Source organism: Cupriavidus sp. GW821-FHT02F09, from assembly GCF_059421605.1.
This window is the reverse complement of sequence record NZ_JBWKVH010000007.1, coordinates 194,507-219,081: the sequence shown is the minus strand read 5'-3', so window position 1 is coordinate 219,081 and position 24,575 is coordinate 194,507. Positions and strand designations below refer to the sequence as shown.

Annotated in this window: 22 protein-coding genes; 19 read left to right on the top strand and 3 right to left on the bottom strand. The window is 66.8% G+C overall.

Annotation, left to right across the window (positions count from 1 at the left end; translation table 11 throughout):
* The first annotated feature begins 235 nt into the window (after window positions 1-235).
* The 3 genes from AC07XB_RS11300 (at window position 236) to AC07XB_RS11290 (ending at window position 3,349) form a co-directional block, all read left to right on the top strand.
* A complete protein-coding gene (locus tag AC07XB_RS11300) occupies window positions 236-850 on the top strand; it encodes a TetR/AcrR family transcriptional regulator (RefSeq protein WP_492829175.1) in 615 nt (204 codons plus the stop codon).
* A 49-nt stretch (window positions 851-899) separates the two neighbouring features.
* Complete coding sequence (locus AC07XB_RS11295) at window positions 900-2,135, top strand: YbfB/YjiJ family MFS transporter (RefSeq protein ID WP_492829177.1); 1,236 nt, start codon at window positions 900-902, stop codon at window positions 2,133-2,135.
* 92 nt (window positions 2,136-2,227) lie between these two features.
* Window positions 2,228-3,349: an NADH:flavin oxidoreductase/NADH oxidase gene (locus AC07XB_RS11290; RefSeq protein WP_492829179.1), complete on the top strand. Its 1,122-nt coding sequence runs from the start codon at window positions 2,228-2,230 to the stop codon at window positions 3,347-3,349.
* Between the two features lie 84 nt (window positions 3,350-3,433).
* On the opposite strand, the gene AC07XB_RS11285 is transcribed toward AC07XB_RS11290, so the two are convergent.
* Entirely contained in the window at window positions 3,434-4,414 is a 981-nt protein-coding gene (locus AC07XB_RS11285; protein WP_492375964.1) for a Bug family tripartite tricarboxylate transporter substrate binding protein, read from the bottom strand.
* Window positions 4,415-4,503: 89 nt separating this feature from the next.
* Window positions 4,504-5,601, bottom strand: a complete 1,098-nt coding sequence (locus AC07XB_RS11280) for a porin (RefSeq protein ID WP_492375965.1) — start codon at window positions 5,599-5,601, stop codon at window positions 4,504-4,506.
* Between the two features lie 488 nt (window positions 5,602-6,089).
* On the opposite strand from AC07XB_RS11280, the gene AC07XB_RS11275 reads away from it, so the two are divergent.
* The 13 genes from AC07XB_RS11275 (at window position 6,090) to AC07XB_RS11215 (ending at window position 19,401) form a co-directional block, all read left to right on the top strand.
* Window positions 6,090-6,977: an alpha/beta fold hydrolase gene (locus AC07XB_RS11275; protein ID WP_492375966.1), complete on the top strand. Its 888-nt coding sequence runs from the start codon at window positions 6,090-6,092 to the stop codon at window positions 6,975-6,977.
* A 234-nt stretch (window positions 6,978-7,211) separates the two neighbouring features.
* Complete coding sequence (locus AC07XB_RS11270) at window positions 7,212-7,517, top strand: recombinase-like helix-turn-helix domain-containing protein (protein ID WP_174423394.1); 306 nt, start codon at window positions 7,212-7,214, stop codon at window positions 7,515-7,517.
* Between the two features lie 111 nt (window positions 7,518-7,628).
* A complete protein-coding gene (locus AC07XB_RS11265; protein ID WP_492375967.1) occupies window positions 7,629-8,684 on the top strand; it encodes a Rieske 2Fe-2S domain-containing protein in 1,056 nt (351 codons plus the stop codon).
* Complete coding sequence (locus AC07XB_RS11260) at window positions 8,677-9,447, top strand: SDR family oxidoreductase (RefSeq protein ID WP_492809143.1); 771 nt, start codon at window positions 8,677-8,679, stop codon at window positions 9,445-9,447. The genes AC07XB_RS11265 and AC07XB_RS11260 overlap by 8 nt, the downstream gene beginning before the upstream one ends.
* Before the next feature lie 16 nt (window positions 9,448-9,463).
* Entirely contained in the window at window positions 9,464-10,000 is a 537-nt protein-coding gene (locus AC07XB_RS11255; protein WP_006157660.1) for a cupin domain-containing protein, read from the top strand.
* Window positions 10,001-10,059: 59 nt separating this feature from the next.
* A complete protein-coding gene (locus AC07XB_RS11250; protein ID WP_174423390.1) occupies window positions 10,060-10,890 on the top strand; it encodes an IclR family transcriptional regulator in 831 nt (276 codons plus the stop codon).
* A 5-nt stretch (window positions 10,891-10,895) separates the two neighbouring features.
* Entirely contained in the window at window positions 10,896-11,699 is an 804-nt protein-coding gene (locus tag AC07XB_RS11245; protein ID WP_492375969.1) for an SDR family oxidoreductase, read from the top strand.
* On the top strand, window positions 11,692-13,413 hold the full coding sequence (locus AC07XB_RS11240; protein ID WP_492375970.1) for a thiamine pyrophosphate-binding protein: 1,722 nt from the start codon (window positions 11,692-11,694) through the stop codon (window positions 13,411-13,413). The genes AC07XB_RS11245 and AC07XB_RS11240 overlap by 8 nt, the downstream gene beginning before the upstream one ends.
* A gap of 12 nt (window positions 13,414-13,425) precedes the next feature.
* The gene (locus AC07XB_RS11235; RefSeq protein WP_492375971.1) at window positions 13,426-14,232 is read left to right on the top strand and encodes an aspartate dehydrogenase; all 807 of its coding nucleotides are present in this window, start codon (window positions 13,426-13,428) and stop codon (window positions 14,230-14,232) included.
* Between the two features lie 22 nt (window positions 14,233-14,254).
* The gene (locus AC07XB_RS11230; RefSeq protein WP_416049127.1) at window positions 14,255-15,727 is read left to right on the top strand and encodes an aldehyde dehydrogenase; all 1,473 of its coding nucleotides are present in this window, start codon (window positions 14,255-14,257) and stop codon (window positions 15,725-15,727) included.
* Window positions 15,728-15,778: 51 nt separating this feature from the next.
* Window positions 15,779-16,768: a VOC family protein gene (locus AC07XB_RS11225; protein WP_174423386.1), complete on the top strand. Its 990-nt coding sequence runs from the start codon at window positions 15,779-15,781 to the stop codon at window positions 16,766-16,768.
* A 92-nt stretch (window positions 16,769-16,860) separates the two neighbouring features.
* Complete coding sequence (locus AC07XB_RS11220; RefSeq protein ID WP_492375972.1) at window positions 16,861-17,817, top strand: PDR/VanB family oxidoreductase; 957 nt, start codon at window positions 16,861-16,863, stop codon at window positions 17,815-17,817.
* 288 nt (window positions 17,818-18,105) lie between these two features.
* Window positions 18,106-19,401 (top strand): MFS transporter, encoded by a 1,296-nt coding sequence (locus AC07XB_RS11215; protein WP_492829208.1) that lies wholly within the window; start codon window positions 18,106-18,108, stop codon window positions 19,399-19,401.
* 69 nt (window positions 19,402-19,470) lie between these two features.
* Here the strand turns inward: AC07XB_RS11215 and AC07XB_RS11210 are convergent, their stop codons facing one another.
* The gene (locus AC07XB_RS11210) at window positions 19,471-19,989 is read right to left on the bottom strand and encodes a MarR family winged helix-turn-helix transcriptional regulator (RefSeq protein WP_492375973.1); all 519 of its coding nucleotides are present in this window, start codon (window positions 19,987-19,989) and stop codon (window positions 19,471-19,473) included.
* Between the two features lie 374 nt (window positions 19,990-20,363).
* On the opposite strand from AC07XB_RS11210, the gene AC07XB_RS11205 reads away from it, so the two are divergent.
* The 3 genes from AC07XB_RS11205 (at window position 20,364) to AC07XB_RS11195 (ending at window position 24,570) form a co-directional block, all read left to right on the top strand.
* Window positions 20,364-21,344, top strand: coding sequence for a Bug family tripartite tricarboxylate transporter substrate binding protein (locus tag AC07XB_RS11205; protein WP_492375974.1), 981 nt, complete (start codon window positions 20,364-20,366; stop codon window positions 21,342-21,344).
* 72 nt (window positions 21,345-21,416) lie between these two features.
* Window positions 21,417-23,711: a xanthine dehydrogenase family protein molybdopterin-binding subunit gene (locus AC07XB_RS11200; RefSeq protein ID WP_492375975.1), complete on the top strand. Its 2,295-nt coding sequence runs from the start codon at window positions 21,417-21,419 to the stop codon at window positions 23,709-23,711.
* Entirely contained in the window at window positions 23,704-24,570 is an 867-nt protein-coding gene (locus AC07XB_RS11195) for an FAD binding domain-containing protein (protein WP_492829182.1), read from the top strand. The genes AC07XB_RS11200 and AC07XB_RS11195 overlap by 8 nt, the downstream gene beginning before the upstream one ends.
* The last annotated feature ends 5 nt before the right edge of the window (window positions 24,571-24,575 follow it).

Sequence of the window (24,575 nt, the reverse complement as noted above, 5' to 3'; positions counted from 1 at the left end):
GCAACGGCGGGGCGTCCTGTCCACTTGCGCGGTACCGGCAGTGCCCGGCGCCCGCGCCGCTCCCCTTGTTCATCACGGAATGCAGGCCGTCCATCCGGGCGGCCGTCTGCGTTGCCCACGCTTGCCCGCATTTTTGCCTTGTGTTCTATATCGACCGATATATAATGCGTTCTATATCGTGTGATACAGAATCTATCCACCCCGACCGACCCAAGTCAGGCAAGCCGGAGCCACCATGGCGCGACCACGCGAATTCGATGAGCAGCAGGTGCTGGAGGCAGCGGGAGACGCATTCTGGGCGAATGGCTTCGAGGCCACCTCCACACGCGATCTCGTGAAGTGCACGGGATTGACGCAGCCCAGCCTGTACAACGCCTTCGGCGACAAGCGCGGGTTGTTCCTGCGGGCGCTGGAGCACTACCTAGACCGTACCCTGCGCGAGCGCATCGGCCGGCTGGAATCTTCGCAATCGCCAGCGCATGCCATTGCGGCGTTCTTTGGCGAGATCGTCGAGCGCTCGGTCGCGGACGTGCAGCACCGCGGCTGCATGCTGGTCAATGCCGCGGTGGAGTCCACGCCCGGCGACGAAGCCTGCCGGAAAGGCATCGCCGACGAACTCGCCCAGATCCAGGATTTTTTTCAGCGCCGCATGGTAGCGGGGCAGGCGAGCGGCGAGATTCCCGCGGCCATGCCGGCGGCGGATGCGGCTGCGCATCTGCTGGCGGTGCTGCTCGGCGTGCGCGTGCTGGCCCGGGTCAGGCCCGAACGGGCGTTGCTGACGGGGGCCGTTGCCCCAGCGCTTAGCCTGCTGGGCCTGCCGCCGCTGCCCGCCGGACCGCGCACGGCATGAGCTCGCATGAGCGCAACAAACGCACACACCGTATCCGTAGGAATGCATCATGTCCGAGCACACAGCCACCATCCCCGGTCCCATGGCATCGACACTCGATGCCCGCGCGTTGTTCGCCACACTGGCCGGGTTGTGCGCCAGCCTGGTGGCCATCGGCCTGGCGCGCTTCGCCTACACGCCGCTGATTCCGCCGCTGATCCAGGCGCAGTGGTTCACGTCGTCGCAGGCGGTGACGCTGGGCGCGGCGAACTTCGCGGGCTACCTGGCCGGCGCGCTGCTGGGCCGTCCGCTTGCCACGGCGCTGTCGAACCGTAATGCGCTGCGTCTGCTGATGGTGATTGCCACCGCCGCGTTCTTTGCCTGCGCGTATCCGTTGTCGGTGAGCTGGTTCTTTGTCTGGCGCTTTGCTTCCGGCGTGTCCGGCGGCGCCATCATGGTGCTGGTCGCCACCACGATCCTGCCGCATATCCCGGCCGCGCGGCGCGGCTTTGCCAGCGGCATGATCTTCCTGGGGCTCGGGCTGGGCATCGCCGCCTCGGGCACCATCATTCCGGAGTTGCTGCGCCTGGGTTTGAAGGACACGTGGATCGGCCTGGGCGTGTTCGCGGCTATCCTCACCGCCGTGAGCTGGTTCGGTTGGCCGGGCGCCACACCGGCGGCACCGGTGGTAGCGGGGTCCAGCGTGAACGCAAGGCCGGCTCGGCGTGCGAGCACCGCCATGCGCGTGCTGTACGGCCAGTACGCCGCGAACGCGCTGGGCCTTGTGCCGGCCATGGTGCTGCTGGTCGACTACGTGGCGCGCGGGCTCGGCCGAGGCGCGGAGATCGGCGCAGGCTACTGGGTCTTGTATGGTGTTGCTGCCATCGCCGGCCCCCTGGTGTGCGGCAACGTGGCCGACCGCATCGGCTTTGGCCCTGCCTATCGCCTCGCGTTGCTGTTGCAGGCGATCGCCGTGGGTACGCTCGCGTTGTCGGGTAGCCCGGTGCTGGTCGGCGTCGCCACCGTGGTCCTGGGCCTGTTCACGCCCGGCATCGTGCCGCTCGTGCTTGGACGCATCCACGAGATGGTGCCGCATGACCATGCCGAGCAGCGCGCCGCGTGGAGCCGCGCCACCACCGCTTTCGCGCTGTTCCAGGCGCTTGGCGGTTACGGCTACTCGTACCTGTTCACGGTGTCCCACAACAATTACGCGCTGATCTTCCTGTGCGGCGCCACGGCGCTGGGCGTGGCGTTGGTCGCCGATCTCGTCACCCGGCGCGCGCCGCTTGCGGTGGCTGCGCACTGAAATGGCGCGACGACGCAAAAAAACCAGGCGTTCTAGAATGAAACGCCATGCCTGCCGCAAGCCGGCGCTACAGACAGCAAGGAGTCTCTCCCATGAGTGAAAGTCAGTTGTTCCAACCCTTTTCGATTGGCAATCTACGGCTGGAAAACCGCATCGTGATCGCGCCCATGTGCCAGTACTCGGCCGAGGAAGGCTCGGCCGAGTACTGGCACATGATCCACCTTGGCCAGCTCGCGCTGTCGGGCGCCGCGATGCTGATCATCGAGGCCTCGGCCGTGTCGCCGGAGGGGCGCATTACGCCGGGGGATCTCGGCCTGTACTCGGATGCAAACGAGGCGGCGCTCGGCAAGGTGATCAAGGCCGTCAGGGCGCATTCGCCGATCGCGCTGGCGATACAGCTGGCGCATGCCGGGCGCAAGGCATCGAGCCACGCACCCTGGGAAGGCGGTAGCCAGATCCGGCCGGACCAGCCGTCAGGCTGGAAGACACTGGCGCCATCCGCCGTGCCGCACGCCGAGGGCGAGGATGCGCCGTTGGCGCTCGACCGCGCGGACATGGACAAGGTGCGGGACGATTTCGTTGCCGCGGCCAGGCGCGCGGCCCGCCTTGGGCTCGATGGCATCGAGCTCCACATGGCGCATGGCTACCTGCTGCATCAGTTCCTGTCGCCGCTGGCGAACAAGCGTGATGACGAATACGGCGGCAGCCTGGAGAACCGCATGCGGTTCCCGATCGAGGTGTTCGACGCCGTGCGCGCGGCTTTTCCCGCGGACAAGCCAGTCTGGGCTCGCATCTCGGCCACCGACTGGGTGCCGGGCGGGTGGGATATCGAAGGCACGATCGCGCTGTCGAACGCGCTCAAGGCACGTGGCTGCGCGGCCATCCATGTGACTACCGGCGGCGTTTCGCCGGCGCAGGCGATCAAGCTGGGGCCGGGCTACCAGGTGCCTTACGCGCAGCGGGTCAAGGCGGAGGTGGGCTTGCCGACCATCGCGGTGGGGCTCATCACCGAGCCCGAGCAAGCGGAAGCCATCATTGCCAATGGCGAAGCCGATGCGGTGTCGCTGGCGCGCGCCATGCTCTACGATCCGCGCTGGGCGTGGCATGCGGCGGCCAAGCTTGGCGCGCAGGTGCATGCGCCAAAGCAATACTGGCGCTCGCAGCCGCGCGAGTACAAGGACCTGTTCATTGATGCCAGTTTCGGGCAGCGCTAGGCTGCGCCGGAAAGCAAACGGCGTCCGGATTCCGCGGGGGAAGCCGGACGCCGTCGCCTTGCACAGGCTCAGCCAGTCGATCCATCAATCGGCCTGGATGCCGAACTCCTTGACGATCTTGGCGTAGCGTGTCGAGTCCGACGCGATCAGTTTGCTTAGCGTTGCGGGCTCGCCGCCAACGGGCGTGATGGCGATGGTTGCCATGCGTGCCACCACGTCAGGCATTTTCAGGATGTCGTTGACGTGCGCATTCAGCATTTTCACCAACTCCGGCGGCAGTCCCTTGGGTGCCAGCAGCGCTTGCCACGCGCCCACCTCCACATCCTTGTAGCCCAGCTCCGCGAGCGTCGGCACATTCGGCGCGAACGGCGAGCGTTTCATGTCCGCGACGGCCAGCGGCACGATGGCGCCCGTCCCTATGTATTGCGCCACCGCGCCCAGCGTGGAGTACGTCATCGGCACTTGCCCGCCGAGCACGTCGACCACCGCCGGCGCGGTGCCGCGATACGGCACCTGTGAGATGTTCACGCCCGCGGCCTTGTTGAACAGCTCGCCAAGGATGTGCATGGGCGATCCGTTGCCAGGCGTGGCGTAGGTCTGCACCGTACCCGCCTTGGCGCGCGCGACCAGCTCGGGCAGCTTGGTGATGCCGGTGCCTTTGTTGACCACCACGAATAGCGACTGCACGCCAAGCTGGGCCACCGGCGTGAAATCGCCGCGCACGTCGTAGCTGGCGCCCGTGCCGTTCTTGAGCACCAGCGGCGCGATGGCAACGGTGTTGGGCGCGACCAGCAAGGTGTAGCCATCGGCGGCGGATTTGGCGACGTACGAACTGCCGATGGTGCCGGCCGCGCCGGTGCGGTTCTCGACCACCACCGACTGGCGCAGGCGCGCCGAGAGTTTCTCTGCGAGCAGGCGGGCCAGTACGTCGGTGTCGCCGCCGGCCGGGTAGGCAACGACCAGCGTGATGGGTTTGGTGGGGTAGGCCTGCGCTCCGGCGCCGCCTGCCATCATGGCCGTCGTGGCCGCGATGGCAGCAAACAGAATGCGAGTTGCGAGCTTCATGGGGAAACGCCTCTAGATTGACTTCGTGCTGGCATGCAGCGCGTTGCGCGCCGCATGCCAGCCAGTGCCGCGCAGCGACGCGCCGGCGCTTAGAACGTGTGCTTGATGCCGATCATCGTGCCCAGTTGGTTGCCGCCGGGCTTCGGGTTGGAACCCGTCTGGGCACCGCTGACCGACAGGGCGAGCTGGCCGCCGTTGTCGATGAAGCCAGCCGTGGCGTACACGGAGGTGCGCTTGGAGAAGGCGTAGGTACCACGCAGCGCGTACAGCATCGCCTTGTTGTCGCTGTTGTGGTACTTGAGGTAGTAGACCTGGCCGGCCAGCGTGAACGCCGGCGTGATGTCATACGCCAGGCCCGCATACCAGAGGTCGCTGCGCGGCGTGGGGCTGCCGTCATTGTCGCGGCGGATCACGCCCAGGCCCATCTTGGTCTTGGACAGCAGCACGTAGCCGTTGAGCGAGAGCCGGTCGTCCGTCAGGTTGCTCTTGGTCAGGCCGCCAAACGCGCCAGGCCCGCCACGCAGCGAGTCATAGGCCGCGGCCACGCCCCACCACTTGTTGTCGTACTGGAGCAGGGCCGACCATTCGCGGCATTGCTTGCTGTCGGCCGCATTCTCGCCCGCGCAGTTGGTGCCGGCCGGGCTCGGGCCCGCGTTCACCGTATCGCGGCCAAAGCTATAGGTGGCACCCACCGTGAAGCCGCCAAACGTGCCCTTGTAGGAAACGGCGTTATCGGCGCGCGCGTTCGGCAGATAGCTGTCGAGCGAGCCCGAGCCGTACACGTTGGGGCCGAGGATGTCCGGGTCCAGCGTGGCCCAGAACAGCATGGTGTACTGGCGGCCCAGGGCGACCTGGCCCCAGGGGCCGGAAAGTCCCACCAATGCCTGCCGGCCGAACAGGCGCGCGCCCTGGTTGGAGGTGCCGGAATCGGGGGCGAATCCGGATTCGAGCACAAACAGGCTCTTGAGCCCGCCGCCGAGATCCTCCGTGCCGCGGATGCCCCAGCGCGATGGCACCGTGCCCGTCAGCGTGTTCACGCGGGCCACGTTGTCCTTCGCCGCGCCAACATTGTTCACATACTCGATACCGGTATCGACGACGCCATACAGCGTCACCGTCGATTGGGCCGAGGCCAGCATGGGTACTGCGGCTGCAAGGGCAGCCAGTGCAATCCGTCCAAGTTTCATCGTTCGTTTCCTCTTCCTTTTCCTTTTCCGCCGTGTCGATCGGTTGGCGTTGCAGCGCTTCGTCAGGCCATCTTCGAGCTGGGTTTGTGCCTGCTGCCAGGAGCACTTTCCCATTTCTTTTGTTTTATAGGTAAAACATCGGATTACATAAGAAACAACGGGCAAAATATAGCTGGTCATTTCGGGAAACACATGGGTGGGTAATCCCTAGTGATGCGGAGAAGCGACGAGTGGCCTGCACCAGAACGGCGCTGTTGCGCACCATGCTGCGCAACAGCGAGGAGGGCGGCGCGCAGCCACCAGGCCGGGGAGCCGCACCCGTATTGGTATGCAAGGCCGTTGCGCCAGAAAGGGGATTTGCGGGCGCTCCAACGTCGGCGGAGAGCCGGGCCTGACGAAATTTTTTTGCAGGGGGTTAACCCGGATCAATTTCCAGATTCAGGCGGTCTATATTTCTTAAGTTTTATTAGAAAACTATGGTTTCATATATGGAACAAAATAATCTGGTGCAGGCACCCCAGCCGGCTGAAGCGTTGCTCCGCGCACTCGATAGCGGCTTCAGCGAGCGGCGCATAGCCGCCGGCCGCGACGGCGCGCCGCTCGCTTACCGGTGCGGCGGCAGCCACGGGCCTGTGGTGGTGCTGCTGCATGGCATCAGTTCCGGCGCGGCCTCCTGGCTGTCGTGCGCAAGCCTGCTGGCGGCGCACGCGCGCGTGATTGCGTGGGACGCGCCCGGCTATGGCAATTCGCCGGCCCTGCCCATCGCAGCGCCCAAGGCTGCCGACTACGCGCTGCGCCTGCAGGACCTGATGCGCGCCCTGGACGTACGGCCTGATGTGATCGTGGGGCACTCGCTCGGCGCGCTGATGGCGGCCGCCTATGTGGCCGAGGCTAGCCCGGCGCTGCTGCCCGCGCAGTTGCTGCTGTTGAGCCCTGCGCAGGGATACGGCGGCCCCGGCAAGGAGGACAAGGCAAGGGACGTGGCGCGCCAGCGGCTCGAAGCGCTTGCGGCCGTGGGCGTGGAAGGCCTGGCCGAGCGGGGCCCCAGCCGCCTGTTGAGCGCCGCGGCCAGTGCCGATGTGCAAGCCTGGGTGCGCTGGAATATGCGTCGGCTGGATCCGGACGGTTACCGGCAGGCGGTGGCGATGCTGTGCGGCGATGCCATTGACGACTACCTCGGGCGCCGGGGGCAGGGCGTTAAGGTGCGGGTCGGCTGCGGCGCGCTGGATGTCGTGACGCCGCCGCCCGGGTGCGCGGCGCTGGCGGAGCGCTTTGCCTTGCCATTCGAGCTGATCCCGGAGGCAGGGCATGCCTGCTACGTGGAGCAGGCCAGCCGGGTCGCGCGCTGGATTCGCCACGGGCTTGCCGCGGCTTAGCCTTCCCACTTTCTGTTCCTCGTCCTGTTTCTTCGTACCCACCCGCCTCAGGCCGCCGCGCCGATGCCGATGCCACGTTCTCGTGGCATTGGTAAATCAAAAGGGTAAACCCCAGTCAATTTTTGAAGTTTCGTTGTCTATAGTGGTGTCTGTGTTCAATATTTAAATCAGCGTTTTATAGGTGAAACAAAACGCTCGGTTAGCCGGTTGGCAATAAGGGAAAGGAGTAGCGCAATGGAAAACCTCGCATACAACCCGAATCTGGCGCCCTGGGAGCGTCCGGCTCCGAACAATGTCGCTGGCAAGGGCCACATCGAGCAGCCCGGCAAGGTGGCCAACATCGTGTGGCAGACCCGCGCCGCCATGCCCACCGCCTACGAAGACGCGCTGGGCGATGCGCTGGAGGCCGCCTTCGAAGCCGGTGCGAAAAGCCCGGAAGACATCGTGCGTTCGTTCAACCAGGCGGGATTGCTGGGCGCGGATGGCCAGGCCTGGACCGAAGCGCGTTTCCTCGCCGAAATGCACCGCCTGGGCGCCTGAGCGAGGCGCCACGCAGTTCAAGAACATCAAAGCGATTGCGTCACGAAGGGCAGTGCAATCAGGCGCCCCTCGAAAGAGCGATCCGATCCGGTACCCGCAAGAGAGCAAACAATGGAATCGAACAAGCAAGCGCGTGCTGAGGCGCGCCTGAACACCGGCCTGCACAACTATTGGTATCCGGTATCGGCCGCATGGGCGGTCACGCATGCACCGATCGGCATTACGCGCCTGGGCCAGAACATCGTGCTGTGGCGCGATGGCGATGGCCAGGTGCACGCGCTGGAAGATCGCTGCCCGCACCGCGGCGCGCGCCTGTCGATGGGCTGGAACCTTGGTGACCGCGTGGCCTGCTGGTACCACGGCGTGGAAGTGGGTGGCGATGGCCAGGTCAAGAGCGTGCCGGCCGTGGACAGCTGCCCGCTCGAAGGCAAGACCTGCGTGCGCAGCTACCCCGTGCAGGAAAAAGCCGGTGCCATCTTCCTGTGGTTCGGTGAACGTGCTCCCGGGCAAGCCGATGCGCTGCGCCTGCCGGAAGAACTGGAAAGCGACGAGCACACCAATTTCCTGTGCGTGGCGCACTGGGACTGCAACTACCGCTACGCCATCGACAACGTCATGGACCCGATGCATGGCGCTTACCTGCACGCTGTGTCGCACTCGATGGCCAGCGGCGAAAAGCAGGCTGTGATGGCCGTGCGCGAGACCGACACCGGCCTGGTGTTCGAGAAGACCGGCCAGCGCGGCGTGAACTTCGACTGGGTGGAGTTCGGCGAAACCGGCACGATGTGGTTGCGCCTGGCCATCCCGTATCGCGCCAAGGTGGGCCCTGGCGGTCCCTTCGGCATCGTTGGCATCGCTACGCCGGTGGATGAGGAGCACTGCATGGTGTTCTTCTGGCGCACCCGTCACGTGCAGGGTTGGGAGCGCGATGTCTGGCGCTTCCTGTACCGCAACCGCCTGGAGGGCCTGCACTGGGACGTGCTGGAGCAAGACCGCGTGGTGCTGGAAATGATGGCGCCGAACGCGCGCGAGCATGAAACGCTGTACCAGCACGATGTCGGCATCACCCGCGTGCGCCGCCTGCTGCGCCGCCGTGCCGACCAGGAAGTCGCCGACGAGCCCGTTGCCATGTTGAAGCCGGTTGGCGGGGTGGCAAGCCATGCCTGAGATCGATCGCCACAACCTGCTGGCTGGCCGGCGCGTGCTGGTGACCGGCGCCGCGCGCGGGCTTGGCCTGGCGTTTGCCACCGCGATTGCCGAAGCCGGCGCCGCCGTCGCCATGGCGGACATTCTCGCGGACCGCCTGCACGAGGAAGCGGCTGCGCTGCAGGCCCGCGGGCTGAAGGCGCTGCCGTTTGTGCTCGACCTGGGCAACCCCGAATCGGTGACGGCCTGCGCCAACGCGGCGGCGGCCGGGCTGGGTGGCCTGGACGGCCTGGTCAACAACGCCGCGGTGACCGATTCCGGTGGCCGCGACGCCAGCGCCATCGACATCGCCACCTGGGACCGCGTGATGAATATCAACGTGCGCGGCACCTGGCTGATGACCACCGCCTGCCTGCCGGCGCTGCGCGCCTCGGGCCGCGGCGCCATCATCAACCTGGCGTCCGACACGCCGCTGTGGGGCGCGCCCAACCTGCTGGCCTACGTGGCCAGCAAGAGCGCCATCATCGGCATGACCCGTTCGCTGGCGCGCGAGCTGGGCGACGACCAGATCACCGTCAATGCCATCGCACCGGGGCTGACCCTGGTGGAGGCAACCGAATACGTGCCCCAGAAGCGGCGCGACCTCTATCGCGAGCAACGCGCGATTTCCCGCGAGCAGCTACCCGAGGATGTCTCCGGGGCCGTGCTGTTCGCCCTGTCCGACCTGTCCCGCTTCGTGACGGGCCAGACGCTGGCCGTCAACGGCGGCTTCGTCATGCACTGAGCTAGAAGGAATCCAAATGAGCGATCTTTCCCAACAAGACAATATCAAGCGTTCCTGGGAGCAGCCGTCCGGCGCTTCCTTCGACCAGTGGATGGAGAGCCGCGTCGCGCGTTTCTCCACCCGCCGCTACGACTGGGACGCGCTGAAGTTCCAGGCTGACTACGATCCCAAGTACCGCCGTGCGCAGATGCGTTACCTCGGCACCGGCGGCACCGGCGTGGCCACCGACACCAATACCGTGCCGTCCGAGAACTTCACGTTCTCGACCATGATCATCCCGGCCGGCCACGAAGGCCCGTCGCACCTGCACACGGACGTGGAAGAAGTCTTCTTCGTCATGCGCGGCAAGATCAAGCTGATCCTGGAAAAGGACGGCGAGCGTTTCGAAACCATCCTGACCGACCGCGACCTGGTCTCGGTGCCCCCCGGCGTGTACCGCGAGGAAATCAACATCGGCGAGGAAGACGCGCTGATGTGCGTGATGCTCGGCGCCAAGAAGCCGATCACGCCGACGTACCCGCCCGAGCATCCGCTCACCAAGGTCAAGCGCTGAACAGCGCGCGGCCGGCGCGCCAATCGGGGTGCCGGCCCAGTTGAAACACAAGCCATCTCATGACTCAAGAACGCCTGTCGGAAGACACCCAGGACAAGTACATCGTGCCCGGACTGGAACGCGGCCTGCGCCTGCTGGCCGAGTTCAGCCGCCGCGACCGCACCTTGTCGGCGGCCGACCTGGCGCGCCGGCTCAAGGTGCCCCGCTCCACGGTGTTCCGGCTGCTGGCCACGCTGGAGATGATGGGCTTTGTCGAACGCACCGACGGCGGCCGCGATTACCGCCTCGGCATGGCGGTGCTGCGCCTGGGTTTCGAATACCTGGCTTCGCTGGAACTCACCGAGCTGGGGCGCCCGCTGCTGGATCGCCTGCGCGACGACATTCGTTACCCGTGCAACCTGGTAGTGCGCGACGGCCGCTCGATTGTCTATGTGGCCAAGTCCGTGGCGCCCACGCCATTCAGCAGTTCCGTCACCGTGGGGACCCGCCTGCCGGCGCACGCCACCGTGCTCGGACGCGTGCTGCTTGAAGACCTGACGCTGGCCGAGTTGCGCCAGCTCTATCCGGAGCCGCAACTGGAAGTGTTCACGCCCAGCACGCCGCGTACGGTCGAAGCACTGTTCGAGATGGTGCAGCGCGACCGCGAGCGCGGCGTGGTGCTGCAGGAAGCATTCTTTGAGGCCAGCATCTCGACCATCGCGGCACCGGTGCGGGATCGTACCTGCAAGGTGGTGGCGGCGCTGGGCGTGACCATCCCTGCCTCGCGCATCGATCCGGAGCAACTGGACATGATGGAAGAGAAAGTCAGAGACACCGCGGGCGAGCTGTCTCGCCTGCTGGACTACCGCCCGCGCGAGCACGGCAAGGTGGTCAACCTGTATCGGGAGTGAGGACGATGTCCATGATTGAACTCGACGGCAAGGTTGCCGTCGTCACGGGTGGATCCTCGGGCATCGGCCTGGCCACCGTCGAACAACTGCTGGAAGCGCGCGCCGCCGTGGCGCTGTGCGGGCGCAACGAAGCGCGGCTGCGCGAAGCGGAACGCCATCTGCGCGCACGCTTCCCCGATGCCCGCCTGTACGCGGCTGCCTGTGATGTGCTGGACCCCGCGCAGGTAGCCGCCTTTGCCGCCGCCAGCGAGACCGCGCTCGGCCCCGCCGACATGCTGGTCAATAACGCCGGGCAGGGCCGCGTCTCCACGTTCTCGAGCACCGAGGACGCGGCTTGGCTCGAAGAGCTGCAGCTCAAGTTCTTCTCGGTGATCCATGCCACGCGTGCGTTCCTTGCGCAACTGGAGCGCTCGGACAGCGGTGCCATCGTCTGCGTGAACTCCCTGCTGGCCGTGCAACCCGAGCCGCATATGGTGGCGACGTCCGCGGCGCGCGCCGGCGTGCATAACCTGGTGCGCTCGCTGGCAACCGAATTCGCCCCCAAGGGCATCCGCGTCAACGGCATCCTGCTCGGCCTGGTCGAGTCGGGCCAGTGGCGCCGGCGTTTCGAAGCGCGCCCGGATGCCGAGCGCGACCTCGACTGGGCCGCGTGGACCGCGCGCCTGGCGCAGCAAAAGCATATTCAACTTGGCCGTCTTGGCCTGCCGCAGGAAGCCGCACGCGCGATCCTGTTCCTTGCCTCGCCGTTGTCTTCGTACACCACGGGCAGCCACATCGATATTTCCGGAGGACTTTCCCGTCATGCGTAACGAACAGCAACAAGTCACGGTGGGCTACGCCATCGCCGCCTTCCTCGAACAATGCGGCGTCAAGGCAGCGTTCGGCGTGATCTCGATCCACAACATGCCCATCCTCGACGCGATGGGCGAGCGCGGCAAGATCCGCTTCGTGCCCGCGCGCGGCGAAGCCGGCGGCACCAATATGGCCGACGCCTGCGCCCGCACCACCGGTGGACTGGGCGTGTGCCTGACCAGCACCGGCACCGCTGCGGGCAACGCCGCCGGCGCCATGGTCGAAGCACTGACCGCCGGCACGCCGCTGCTGCACCTGACCGGACAGATCGAAACGCCGTACCTGGACCAGAGCCTGGCCTACATTCACGAGGCGCCGGACCAGCTGACCATGCTGAAGGCCATCTCCAAGGCCGCGTTCCGCATCCGCAGCGCCGATACCGCGCTGAGCACCATCAAGCTCGCCGTGCAAACCGCGCTGACCGCGCCGACCGGCCCCGTCAGCGTGGAAATCCCCATCGATATCCAGGCCGCGCTGATCCCGATGCCGACCGACCTGCGCCCGCTGGCGGTGCCCACCCATGTGCCGTCCGCCCACGCGCTGGACGAACTGGCCGAGCGCCTGTCCAAGGCAAAGCGCCCGCTGCTGTGGCTGGGTGGCGGCGCACGCCACGCTGGCGCGCAGGTCAAGCGCCTGATGGCGCTGGGCTTTGGCGTGGTCACCAGCACGCAAGGCCGCGGCATCGTGGCCGAGGACGATCCCCGCTCGCTGGGCGCGTTCAACCTGCACAAGCCGGTGGAGCAGTTCTATCAAACCTGCGACGCCATGCTGGTGGTGGGCTCGCGCCTGCGCGGCAATGAAACGCTGAAGTACGAACTGAAGCTGCCGCGCCCGCTGTTCCGTGTGGATGCCGATGCATCCGCCGAAGGCCGCTGCTACCAGAGCGACTACTTCGCCAGCGGCGATGCAGCGCTGGCACTCGATGGCCTGGCCGATCGCCTGGAAGGCAAGCTCAAGGTGGACCCGAACTTTGCCGCTGACCTGCGCAGCGCGCACGAGTTCGCCATGAGTGGCCTGATCGACGGCCTGGGCCCGTACTCGGCGCTGGTGGAAGCGCTGCAAGGCGCGGTGGGCCGCAATTTCAACTGGGTGCGCGACGTGACCGTCTCCAACAGCACCTGGGGCAATCGCCAGCTGCGCATTTTTGACTCCCGTGCCGGCGTGCATGCGCTGGGCGGCGGTATCGGCCAGGGCCTGGCGATGGGCATCGGCGCCGCCGTGGGCGCGGCAGTGACGGCTTCCGGCAAGAAGACATTCTGCCTGGCCGGCGACGGCGGCTTCATCCTGAACCTGGGTGAACTGGCTACCGCCGTGCAGGAGCGCGCCGACGTGGTCTTCGTGCTGATGAATGACAAGGGCTATGGCGTGATCAAGAACATCCAGGACGCGCAATACGGCGGACGGCGCCACTACGTGGACCTGCATACACCGGACTATGCGCAACTGTCGCAATCGCTGGCCCTGCGCCATCGCCGCGTCAGCAACCTGGCCGACGTGGGTGCCGCGCTGGAAGAAGCCACCATCGAATCCGGCCCGTTCCTGCTGGAAATCGACATGCTGTCCATCGGTACGTTCAAGACCGCGTTCGCAGGCCCGCCGGTCAACAAGGAAGCGGATGCCGACGCCGAGAAGACCGCACGCGCGGCCGAACGCAGCACTGTGACCGCCTGAGGGAGACGCAACATGCTGCACGTGTCGATGGTGGGATGCGGAGCGATCGGGCGCGGTGTGCTCGAGCTGCTCAAGAGCGATCCGGACGTGGTGTTCGACGTGGTGGTGGTGCCCGAGGCGCAGATGGACCAGGCCCGCCATGACGTCTCCGCGCTGGCGCCGCATGCACGGGTTGCCACCTGCCTGAGCCAGGCCGACGGACGGCCTGACCTGCTGGTGGAGTGCGCTGGCCACCATGCGCTGGAGGAGCACATCGTGCCGGCGCTGGAGCGCGGCATCGCCTGCATGGTGGTGTCGGTGGGCGCGCTCTCCGAGCCGGGCCTGGCCGAGCGGCTGGAAGCCGCGGCACGGCGCGGCGGCACGCAGGTGCAGCTACTCTCCGGCGCCATCGGTGCGATCGACGCACTGGCGGCAGCGCGCGTGGGCGGGCTGGACTCGGTGGTCTACACCGGGCGCAAGCCGCCCGGCGCGTGGAAGGACACGCCGGCCGAGGCGCTGTTCGACCTCGACGCGTTGACCGAAGCCACGGTGATCTTCGAGGGCAACGCCCGCGAAGCCGCGCGGCTCTATCCGAAGAACGCCAATGTGGCGGCTACGCTGTCGATGGCCGGCCTCGGGCTGGACCACACGCAGGTCAAGCTGCTGGCGGATCCGGGCGTGGATGAAAACGTGCACCACGTGGAAGCGCGCGGTGCCTTCGGCGGTTTCGAGCTGACCATGCGCGGCAAGCCGCTGGCGGCGAACCCCAAGACTTCGGCGCTGACAGTGTTCAGCGTGGTGCGTGCGCTGGGCAACCGTGCCCACGCCATGTCGATTTAAGCAGCGCAGCAAGGCAATCATCATGAAGCAAGACATTCTCCCCATCTGTATCGCAGGCGAGTGGCGCGTGGGCGGCGGCGAGCGCTACGCCACGCGCTACCCGGCCACCGGCGAAGTCGTCGCGGAACTGAATGCGGCAAGCCTGGACGACGTGGAAGAGGCCGTGCAGGGCGCGCATCGCGCGTTCCTCACCAGCGGCTGGGCCCAGCGCAAGCCGCACGAGCGCGCAGCCGTGCTGCATCGCGTGGCCGACCTGATCCGCGCGCGCGCCGAGCCGCTGGCTCAGCGCCAGCGCCTGGACAACGGCAAGCCCATCAGCGAGACGCGCGCGCTGGTGGCCAGCGCCGCCGGCACGTTCCAGTTCTTCGCGGCGGCCTGCGAAACCCTGGAGGAGACGCTCACGCCCGCGCGTGGTGATTTCCTCACCATGAGCGTGCATGAAGCCATGGGCGTGGTGGCCGCGATCACGCCGTGGAATTCGCCCATCGCCAGCGAGGCGCAGAAGCTGGCGCCCGCGCTGGCCGCCGGTAACGCGGTGGTGATCAAGCCCGCTGAGATCACGCCGCTGATGGCGCTGGAACTCGCCGCCATCTGCGAGGAAGCCGGCGTGCCCAAGGGCCTCATCAGCGTGCTGCCGGGCAAGGGCTCGGTGATCGGTGATGCCATTACCAAGCACCCGCTGGTGCGCCGCGTGTCCTTTACCGGTGGCACCACCACGGGACGCCATATCGCCCACATTGCCGCCGACAAGATGATGCCGGTGTCGCTGGAGCTGGGCGGCAAGTCGCCCACCATGGTGTTTGAGGACGCGGACCTGGACCACGCGGTCAACGGCGTGCTGTACGGCATCTTCAGTTCCTCGGGCGAATCGTGCATCGCGGGTTCGCGCCTGTTCGTGGCACGTTCCTTGTATGAGCCTTTCATGGACCGCCTGGCCGAGGGCGCGGCGCGCCTGCGAGTGGGCGATCCGGCCGACGAGCGCACCCAGATGGGGCCGCTGATCAGCGACCGCCATCGTGACTCGATCGAATCGTATGTGGCGCTTGGCGTATCCGAAGGCGGCCAGCTGCGTACGGGAGGCATCCGCCCCACGGTGGCGGGCTGCGAGAACGGCTACTTCTACACGCCGACCATCATCGAGGGGCTGGATAACAGCGCCCGCGTATGCCAGGAGGAAATCTTCGGGCCGGTGCTGGTGGCGATGGCCTTCGACGACGAGGACGATCTGATCGCACAAGCCAACGACAGCGTGTACGCGCTGGCGGCGGGCGTATGGACGCGCGACTACAAGCGCGCGTGGCGCTTTGCGCGTGCGGTGCAGGCCGGCAATGTGTGGATCAATACGTACAAGCAGTTCTCGATCTCGACGCCGTTCGGCGGCTGGCGCGACAGTGGGCTGGGGCGCGAGAAGGGGCGGCTGGGGATCCTGCAGTACATGGAACAAAAGAGCGTGTATTGGGGCATGCATGAACAACCGCTGCCGTGGGCTAACTAAGTGAGCGCGACGACATTGGACGCTGCAAAAGCGACACAGCAGGAGAGGGTAATGAACACGATTCTGGGCATCGACGAAATCGTCTACGGTGCCGACGACCTGGACGCCTGCCGGCGCTTCTTCGCCGACTGGGGCCTCACGCTGGTGCGCGAGGATGCGGCCGGGCTGGATTTCGAGACGCTGAACGGCTGCCGCGTGCTGGTGCGCCGCACCGACGACCCGGCACTGCCGGCGGCAATGGAAGACGGCCCGACGCTGCGCGAGGTGGTGTGGGGCGTGGACACGCAAGCCGCGCTGGACCGGATCGCGGATGCCATCCGCGCCGAGCCGGGTTTCGTCAGCACGGGCGAGCACGGCGTGCAGGGCGAGCAAGGCGAACGCGTTGGCTGCACGGATCCGAACGGCCTGGCCGTGCGCTTCCAGCTGACCCGCAAGCGCGAGGTCGAGGTGGAATGCGCCGCGATGAACACGTGGAACGACAAGCCGCGCATGAACCAGCGCAGCCCGATCTACGAACGTGCCACGCCGATCGAGGTAGGGCACGTGGTCTTCTTCGTCAAGGACGTGGCCGCCACCGAGCGTTTCTACACCGAGAGGCTGGGCTTCGTGCCGTCGGACCACTATCCGGGCCGTGGCGCCTTCCTGCGCTGCGCGCCGGACGGCGGCCACCACGACCTGTTCCTGCTGCAGCTGCCTCAGGCCAAGAGTGGGCTGAACCACGTGGCCTTTACCGTGCGCGACATCCACGAGGTGTTCGGCGGCGGCCTGCATGTGTCGCGCAGCGGCTGGGATACGCAGCTTGGCCCGGGCCGGCATCCGATTTCGTCCGCGTATTTCTGGTACTTCAAGAATCCGGCCGGCGGCCTCATCGAGTACTACGCCGATGAAGACCAGTTGGATGCCGACTGGGAGCCGCGCGATTTCGAGCCGGGTCCGACCATGTTCGCCGAATGGGCAGTGGAAGGCGGGCTGGATGGCAATACGCGCAGGCAGAAGAACGCAGGCGGCCCGCAGGGCAAGTTCCTGACGGAGAAGCGCTGAGCACGGCGTAGCAACACAGGCAACGCGGGCAACACAAGCAACGCAGGCAAGACAAGCAAGACAAGCAACACGAAGCAACCGAAGGAAGTGCCATGAGTACCAGCCAATCCCTGAGCCTGCGCGTGCAGGCCATGCGTTTCGAAGCGCGCGGCATCGTCAGCGTGGAACTGCGCGATCCGCACGGGCATGCGTTGCCCGAGTACGCGCCAGGCGCGCATATCGACCTGCATCTGGGCAATGGCCTGGTGCGCAGCTACTCGCTGTGCGGCGCGCCGGAAGTGCGCGACCGCTACGTGGTGGGCGTGCTGCTCGACCGCGGCAGCCGTGGCGGCTCACGCTATGTGCATGAGCAACTGCGGGTGGGCAGCACGCTCACTGTGGCTGCGCCGCGCAACCACTTCGCGCTGGACGAGGGGGCGGCACACACGGTGCTGGTGGCCGGCGGCATCGGCGTGACGCCGATCGTGTGCATGGCGCGTCGGCTGCATGAGCTCGGGCGTTCCTTTACGTTGCTTTACTGCGCACGCTCGCGTGCGGAAGCCGCCTTCGCGGACGAGCTGGCCGCCTACGGCGACGCGGTGCGCATGCACTTCGACGACGAGGCGGGCAGCCCGCCGGACCTGTCCACGCTGCTGGCCGGGCAAGCTGCCAGCACGCACTTCTATTGCTGCGGCCCGGGCCCGATGCTGAACGCCTTCGAAGCCGCCTGCGCCGGCCATGGCTATCCCGAAGTCCATATCGAACGCTTCGCCGCCGACCCGTCGGTGGCGGCGGTGCAGGACGGCGAGTACACCGTGGCGCTGGCAAGCACGGGCAGCGAGCTGAAAGTGCCCGCAGGCAAGTCCCTGCTGGATGCCTTGCTCGAAGCGGGCATTGCGGTAGAGCACAGCTGCAAGGAAGGTGTATGCGGCTCGTGCGAGACGCGCGTGCTCGAAGGCATTCCCGAACACCGCGACGGCGTGCTCAGCAAGAGCGAGCGCGAGTCGAACCAGACCATGATGGTTTGCGTGTCAGGCTGCAAAGGCAAGCGCCTGGTCCTGGACCTCTAAGCGCGCCACCGCGCGCCGCGTCCATCGCGGCGCCAACGGTGGTGGCCATTGCCGGGCAAGTCCGGCAATGCGCCAGCGCGGGGCGGCTGCCTGCCTCGGATACTTTAGAAGAGAAACACCGTGTTGATCCAGAGACAAGAGGCCCCGCTCGCCAACGCGAGCGCCGAGGGTGTGGCGACCCCATCCAGCACCAGCACGGCAGGCGGTGGCGCGCGCGCCATTGACGCCCCCGTGGCAACCACCCGGGGCGAGATCATCGCCCGCATCGAGCGCCTGCCCAGCAATGGCATGCATGTCAGGGCGCGGCTGCTGATCGGCCTGGCCACGTTCTTCGATGGCTTCGACGTCATCGCCATCGCCGCCACGCTGCCGCTGCTGATCTCCATGTGGTCGCTCACGCCGGGGCAGATCGGCTTCCTGATCGCGGCGCCGTCGGTCGGGCAACTGATCGGCGCGCTGCTGTTTCCCGCGCTGGCCGAGCGCTTTGGCCGCCTTAACTCGATTGGCTGGAGCGCGGGCATCATCGGGCTGATGAGCATCGCCTGCGGCTTTGCGCCCTCGTTCGAGATCTTTGCCTTGCTGCGCATCGTGCAGGGCCTGGGCCTGGGCGGTGAGCTGCCGGTGGCCGCCACTTATATCAACGAAGTGACGCGTGCCCACGGGCGCGGGCGCTTCGTACTGCTGTACGAGGTGGTGTTCCCGATCGGCCTGCTGATCTCCAATGCGGTCGGCGCGTGGCTGGTGCCGCGGTTCGGCTGGACCGTGATGTACTTCATCGGCGGCGCCCCGGTCATCCTGTTCTTCATCCTGCGTCGGGCCATTCCCGAGTCGCCGCGCTGGCTGGCGGAGAAGGGCCGCCTGGCCGAGGCCGACCGCGCGCTCGTGGCGTTCGAGTCCCGCGCCAAGGGGCCGCTGGCGCCGCTGGGCGATGTATCCGCGTACGACGCGATGACCGGCAAGCACCCGCGCCGGCGTGTCCGGGATCTGCTGAGCAAGGCCTATATTGGCCGCACGCTGGCGGTGTGGATGTTGTGGGCGACCTGCGGCTTTATCCAGTACGGGCTGTCGACCTGGTTGCCGACGATCTACAAGACGGTGTATCACGCACCGCTGCAGCTGGCGCTGAACCTGGCCGCGGGCGCATCGGTGCTCGGGGTGATCGGCTCGCTGGTGTGCGCGATGATCGTCGATAAGGTGGGCCGCAAGCCGGTGATCAACGTCTCGTTCATCCTGTGCGCGATATCGCTGGCGCTGGCCGGCGTGTTCCACGCGGAGTCGGTGTACGTCGTGGCCGGGCTCTGCGCGCTCTCGCTCGGTTTCCTGGCCAGTGGCTTTATCACGGCCTACGTGTACACGCCAGAGCTGTATCCCACCAGCATCCGCGCCATGGGCTGCGGCTTTGGGGGCGCGTGGCTGAAGCTGGCGGCGATCTTCGCGCCGACGCTGGTGGCCAGCACGATCGGCTCGGGCAATCTCAGCACTGCTTTCTACGCGCTGGCGACGGTGCCGTTCGTGGCGGCGCTCACCATCCACTTCCTTGGCATCGAGACCAAGGGCAAGGTGCTCGAGCAACTCGAGGCCTGATCCGCGACGCACGACATGAAGCCCGTGGCAGCGCCAGCTGCCACGGGCTTTGTTCGTTTTCGTGCGCGCTTACTCGCCCCCGCCCCCGCCGGCGTCGCCGCGCCCGGGCGTCACGCACAGGCCGTGCAGCTTCCTCAGCGCCTGGTACATCGCGCGGCGCTCCTCCGGCTCAAGCAGCCGGATCACCTCCGCCTGGCCTTTCCTGGCCAGCGGCATCACTTGCTTATGCAGCGCCAGGCCTTCCGGCGTGATGCTGCAGATCAGCTTCTTGCGCGGGGTGTTGCCCTCGGCATCCAGCTTCACCAGCCCGCGGCCTTCGAGCAGCCGCAGCGTGCGGCTCACCAGCGCCTTGTCCGATGTGGATTGCAGCACCAATTCTGCGAAAGGCAACTGCCGTGCGTGTGCCAGCAGGGCCAGCAGGCGCCATTCGGGCACCGTGAGCGCGAACTGCTCGGCGTAGGGCAGCGTCACGGTGCGCCGCAGCGCGTTGACCAACTGGCTAAGCATCGTCGTCAGGAAGTCGTCGACATCGAGCCCGCTGCCTTGCTCGTCCAGTTGCGCCCAGGGGCAGTCGGTTTTCGGGGGCATTGCCTTGTCACCGGTGTCGGTTGTCGTTCCGGCTGCGCGCTTCATCAGATCCATGTCTTTCAGGAGATGCCGCCGGACGGCGGCTGATCAGGGGAGGGCGGAGCCGATTGTCTCATAGGGAATCCGATGTGCCGCCTTCTTCTCGTCATGATTCTCTCTTTCTGAGTTTATAAAAAATAGATATGTCAATTGGGGATTAACGTAAGTTGAGTGGTCAACATTAGCATTCTAGTATGAATGACACGTTCCTCTCCTGAACTAATGTTTCGCTAATAAAACGCACATCGAATGCGTTCCCGTCCCTTAGCCGTGCCTAACCCCGCCCCCACCATGCCATTCCCCGCTGAAGTGGAGCGCCCCCACAGGAGCCGTAGATGAACCTTGCCCGCCGACACGTCCTTGCCACAGCGCTCGCCGCGATTGCCCTGGGAGGCGGCAGCGCCTTTGCACTCGGCTATCCCGCCAAACCGGTCACGATCGTGGTCGCCTATCCGCCGGGCGGCGACACGGACTCCATGGCGCGCATGTACGCGGAGAAGCTGTCGATGCGCCTCAAGCAGCCGGTGATCGTGGAGAACAAGCCGGGCGCCGGCGGCGTGGTCGGCAACGCCATGGTTGGACGCGCGCCGGCCGACGGCTACACGCTCTTGTTCACGCCCAACCCGTTCACGACGGCGCCGATGGTGCTCAAGCTCCCCGCCAGCGCCAGCTACGACGCGCTGCATGGCTTCACCCCGGTCATCCAGACCGGCACGCAGACCGTGCTGCTGGTGGCGTATCCGGGCGGTGGCATCAAGACCGTGCAGGAAATGGTGGCCGCGGCGAAGGCAGGCAAGCCGCTGACGTATGCCACCCCCGGCGCGGGTTCGCCCATGCATATCGCCGGCGAGTGGCTGAACCGCGCCGCTGGCGTGAAGATCCAGCATGTGCCGTACCGGGGCGTTGCGCCCGCCGTCAATGATGTCGTCGCGGGCCACGTCAACTTCGCCTACGTGACGCTGGGGCCGGTGGCCCAGTACATCAACACGGGCAAGCTGCTCGCGCTGGCCGTGACCGATCCGAAGCGCTCTGCGCTGCTGCCCAATGTGCCGACGCTGTCCGAGCTTGGCTACAAGGACGTCATCGTCGGCGCATGGCACGGCGTCATGGCGCCCAAGGGCACGCCGGCCGAGGTGGTGAAGCTGCTCAATGAGCAGCTCAACGAGATCGTCAAGATGCCGGACATCGCCGAGAAGATGGCCACCTTTGGCGCGGTGCCGGTGGGCGGCGCGCCCGCCGTGCTGGAAAAGATCAATGCTTCCGACTACGAGCGGCTGGGCAAGGTCATCAAGGATTTCGGCATTACCGCCGAGTGACGCGACGCCGGCGGCAACGCTCGCCGGCGTCTTCATGGTTTTCAGTGGTTTTCTGACTAGCAGGAGGTCGGCATGAGCACGTCGACAGTGGGAAGCGCCACGCCGCAAGTGACGGCGCGGGAGAAGGTGATGGGCAGGGCCGTGTATGCCGGCGACATCAAGCAGGCCGGCATGCTGCACGCCAAGGTGCTGCGCAGCCCGTATCCGCATGCCCGCATTGTTCGCATCGACACCGCGGCGGCGCGCGCGCTGCGGGGCGTCAAGCTGGTCCTGACCGGCGAGGACACGCCGTCACGGCTGTGGGGCACGCATCGCAAGGAGCAGCGCATTCTTGCCGCTGGCGTGGTCCGCCACGTGGGTGAGGAGGTCGCCGCGGTGGTCGCGGTGGATGAGGAAACCGCGCGCGATGCACTGGACCTGATCCGCGTGGAGTACGAAGAACTGCCCGCCATCTTCAGCGCCGATGCAGCGCTTGTCGATGGCGCGGCGGAGCTGCACCCGGGCACGCGCAATATCGCCCATGAGATGCATATCGAGCGTGGCGACGTCGAAGCCGGCTTCGCCCGGGCCGCGGTGGTCTACGAGGCCACGTACGACATGCACTCGCAGTATCCCGGCTACCTGGAGCCGATGGCTACCGTGGCCGCCCAGGATGGCAATGGCCGGCTCACGGTCTGGGCCTCGACGCAGTCCGTGTTCCTGGCGCGCGCGCGGCTGGCCGAAGCGCTGGACCGGCCGGTGTCCACTATCCGCGTGATCCAGGCGGTCACCGGTGGCGGCTTTGGCGCCAAGATCGTGGAGGAGAGCAACAGCCTGATCGCGGCCTTGCTGGCAACGCGGCTCGACCGCCCGGTGCGCCTCGTCAACAACCGGCTCGAGGATTTCCTCGGCGCGCGCTCCAGCGTGCCGGCGCGGGTCTGGCTGAAGATGGGCCTGGACGCGCAAGGGATGATCGTCGCCAAGGACGTCAATATCGTGGCCGAGTGCGGCGCTTATGCGGGCCTGGCTGGCGACGTGATGCACGTGAGCGCGATGCGCAGCGACAACATGCATCGCTTGGAGAACGTGCGCTCCAACGCCGTGCTCGCCTATACCAACAATCCGCCGCGCGGCGCGTTCCGCGGCTTTGGCGGCCAGCAGATGCAGTTCCCGCTGAACAGCCACCTCACCATGCTGGCCGAAATGCTCGGCATGGACCCCATCGAAATCCACAAGCGCAATGCCATCCGCTCCGGGGACACCAGCGTGCATGGCTGGAAGATCGGCAGCAGCGGCCTGGTGGAATGCCTCGAGCAAGCGCGCGAAGCGATCCAGTGGGATGCGCGCCGCGCCGATGCCTCGCGGCGAACCGGCACGCGCCGGCGCGGGCTCGGCATCGCGGCCGCCATGCACGTCAGCGGCAACCGCACGCTGGGCAACTGGGACGGCTCCACCATCGTGCTCAAGGTCAACGAGGACGGGCGCGTCATGCTGCTCACCAGCGAGTGCGACATGGGGCAGGGCGCCAACACCATGCTCAGCCAGATCTGCGCCCAGGAGCTGGGCATTGCGCTGTCGCATGTCACCGTGAGCACGCCGGATACCGATGTGGCGCCGTTCTGCCTCGGCTCGCTGGCGTCTCGCGTCACGATCATTTCCGGCAACGCAGTGATGCGGGCCGCGCGCGAGGCGAAGCAGAAACTGCTGGCCGTGGCCGCTGAGAAGCTCGGCGTGCCAGAGGACGAACTGGACCTGCTCGACGGCGTGATCCGCGCCCGCAATGACGACAGCAAGCGCGCCACGCTCGCCGAGATCGCGCGCTTGCATATCTTCCGCCACGGCGGTGAAGGGCTGATGGTGCGCGCCACCTACGATGCGCCCACCGTGATGCACGACGCCAACTACTACGGCAACATCGCGCCAGCCTACTCGTTTGCGGCGCAGGCCGTCGAAGTGGAAGTGGACATGGCCACCGGGCAGGTCACGTTGATCGACAGCTTCGTGTCGGACGACTGCGGCAAGGCCATCAACCCGCTGGCCGTGCACGGCCAGACGCACGGCGCCACCGTGCAGGCGATCGGCTGGACGCTGTACGAGCATGTGCAGGTCGAGGATGGCCGCATCCTGAACGGCAACTTCGCCGACTACACGATGCCGACCGCTGACGCGGTGCCCGCGCTGCGCACGGATGTGGTCGAGTCCGTTGAGCCCAACGGGCCCTATGGCGCCAAGGGCGCCAGCGAAACCGCGATCCTGCCGGGCGCGGCGGCCATTGCCAATGCGGTCTATGACGCCATCGGCGTGCGTATCGCTTCGCTGCCCATCACGCCGGAGAAGGTGCTGGCCGCGCTGCGCAAGCGCAAGGAAACGGAGGCGCGCCATGCGTAATTTCGAATTTCTGGAGCCCGGCTCGGTGCAGGAAGCCAGCCGCATGCTGGCCGACCTGGGCGACGAGTGTCGGGTAATCGCCGGCGGCACCGCGCTGATGCTCGGCATGCGCCAGCGCATGCTCACGCCCACGCACCTGGTATCGCTCGGCCAACTCGATGCACTGCGCAAGATAGAGTTCGATCCGCGCACCGGCTTGCGCATCGGCGCGCTGGCCTTGCATGCGCAGGTGGCGCGCTCAAAGCTGGTGCAGGCGCGTTACCCCATGCTGGCCAGCATGGCAGGGCGCGTGGCCAATCCGCAGGTGCGCAACCAGGGCACGATCGGCGGCAACCTTTGCTATGCCGATCCCGCCACCGATCCGCCGGGTTGCCTGATGGCGCTGGGGGCGCAGGTGGTGCTCGCAGGCAGGAGCGGCGAGCGCGTGCTGGAGATGGAGGCGTTCCTGGTCGACTACTACACCACGGCGCTCGAGCCCGACGAGATCGTGACCGAGATCCGCATTCCCGCGCCGGCGCCGGATGCGCTCGGCCACTACGCGCGTTTCCTGCGCACGGCCGCCGAGCACCGGCCGCTGGCCAGCGTCGCGCTGCTGGCTCGCCGGACTGGCGCCACATGTATCGAGGCGCGCCTTGCTGTCGGCGCATCGACGCCGATTCCGGCGCGGATGCGGCATGCCGAGGCGTTCCTGGCCGGCAAGGCCGTCACGCCCGAAGTGGCCGCCGAAGCGGCGGACATCGTCGCCGCGGGCATCGACCCCATATCCGATATGCGCGGCAACGCGGACTATCGCCGCGAGATGGTACGGACCGTGGCGCGGCGAAGCATCGCCGCGCTATTCGGGCTGGCGGCGGACTAAGGATT

What these genes read in the sequence shown, in the direction of transcription:
- AC07XB_RS11215 (WP_492829208.1), top strand. Translation starts at nt 18,106, where the DNA reads ATGCATGTCAGGGCGCGGCTGCTGATCGGCCTGGCCACGTTCTTCGAT.
- AC07XB_RS11290 (WP_492829179.1), top strand. Translation starts at nt 2,228, where the DNA reads ATGAGTGAAAGTCAGTTGTTCCAACCCTTTTCGATTGGCAATCTACGG.
- AC07XB_RS11240 (WP_492375970.1), top strand. Translation starts at nt 11,692, where the DNA reads ATGCGTAACGAACAGCAACAAGTCACGGTGGGCTACGCCATCGCCGCC.
- AC07XB_RS11245 (WP_492375969.1), top strand. Translation starts at nt 10,896, where the DNA reads ATGTCCATGATTGAACTCGACGGCAAGGTTGCCGTCGTCACGGGTGGA.
- AC07XB_RS11265 (WP_492375967.1), top strand. Translation starts at nt 7,629, where the DNA reads ATGGAATCGAACAAGCAAGCGCGTGCTGAGGCGCGCCTGAACACCGGC.
- AC07XB_RS11235 (WP_492375971.1), top strand. Translation starts at nt 13,426, where the DNA reads ATGCTGCACGTGTCGATGGTGGGATGCGGAGCGATCGGGCGCGGTGTG.
- AC07XB_RS11230 (WP_416049127.1), top strand. Translation starts at nt 14,255, where the DNA reads ATGAAGCAAGACATTCTCCCCATCTGTATCGCAGGCGAGTGGCGCGTG.
- AC07XB_RS11205 (WP_492375974.1), top strand. Translation starts at nt 20,364, where the DNA reads ATGAACCTTGCCCGCCGACACGTCCTTGCCACAGCGCTCGCCGCGATT.
- AC07XB_RS11275 (WP_492375966.1), top strand. Translation starts at nt 6,090, where the DNA reads ATGGAACAAAATAATCTGGTGCAGGCACCCCAGCCGGCTGAAGCGTTG.
- AC07XB_RS11255 (WP_006157660.1), top strand. Translation starts at nt 9,464, where the DNA reads ATGAGCGATCTTTCCCAACAAGACAATATCAAGCGTTCCTGGGAGCAG.
- AC07XB_RS11210 (WP_492375973.1), bottom strand. Translation starts at nt 19,989, where the DNA reads ATGCCCCCGAAAACCGACTGCCCCTGGGCGCAACTGGACGAGCAAGGC.
- AC07XB_RS11200 (WP_492375975.1), top strand. Translation starts at nt 21,417, where the DNA reads ATGAGCACGTCGACAGTGGGAAGCGCCACGCCGCAAGTGACGGCGCGG.
- AC07XB_RS11220 (WP_492375972.1), top strand. Translation starts at nt 16,861, where the DNA reads ATGAGTACCAGCCAATCCCTGAGCCTGCGCGTGCAGGCCATGCGTTTC.
- AC07XB_RS11300 (WP_492829175.1), top strand. Translation starts at nt 236, where the DNA reads ATGGCGCGACCACGCGAATTCGATGAGCAGCAGGTGCTGGAGGCAGCG.
- AC07XB_RS11195 (WP_492829182.1), top strand. Translation starts at nt 23,704, where the DNA reads ATGCGTAATTTCGAATTTCTGGAGCCCGGCTCGGTGCAGGAAGCCAGC.
- AC07XB_RS11295 (WP_492829177.1), top strand. Translation starts at nt 900, where the DNA reads ATGTCCGAGCACACAGCCACCATCCCCGGTCCCATGGCATCGACACTC.
- AC07XB_RS11260 (WP_492809143.1), top strand. Translation starts at nt 8,677, where the DNA reads ATGCCTGAGATCGATCGCCACAACCTGCTGGCTGGCCGGCGCGTGCTG.
- AC07XB_RS11225 (WP_174423386.1), top strand. Translation starts at nt 15,779, where the DNA reads ATGAACACGATTCTGGGCATCGACGAAATCGTCTACGGTGCCGACGAC.
- AC07XB_RS11270 (WP_174423394.1), top strand. Translation starts at nt 7,212, where the DNA reads ATGGAAAACCTCGCATACAACCCGAATCTGGCGCCCTGGGAGCGTCCG.
- AC07XB_RS11250 (WP_174423390.1), top strand. Translation starts at nt 10,060, where the DNA reads ATGACTCAAGAACGCCTGTCGGAAGACACCCAGGACAAGTACATCGTG.
- AC07XB_RS11285 (WP_492375964.1), bottom strand. Translation starts at nt 4,414, where the DNA reads ATGAAGCTCGCAACTCGCATTCTGTTTGCTGCCATCGCGGCCACGACG.
- AC07XB_RS11280 (WP_492375965.1), bottom strand. Translation starts at nt 5,601, where the DNA reads ATGAAACTTGGACGGATTGCACTGGCTGCCCTTGCAGCCGCAGTACCC.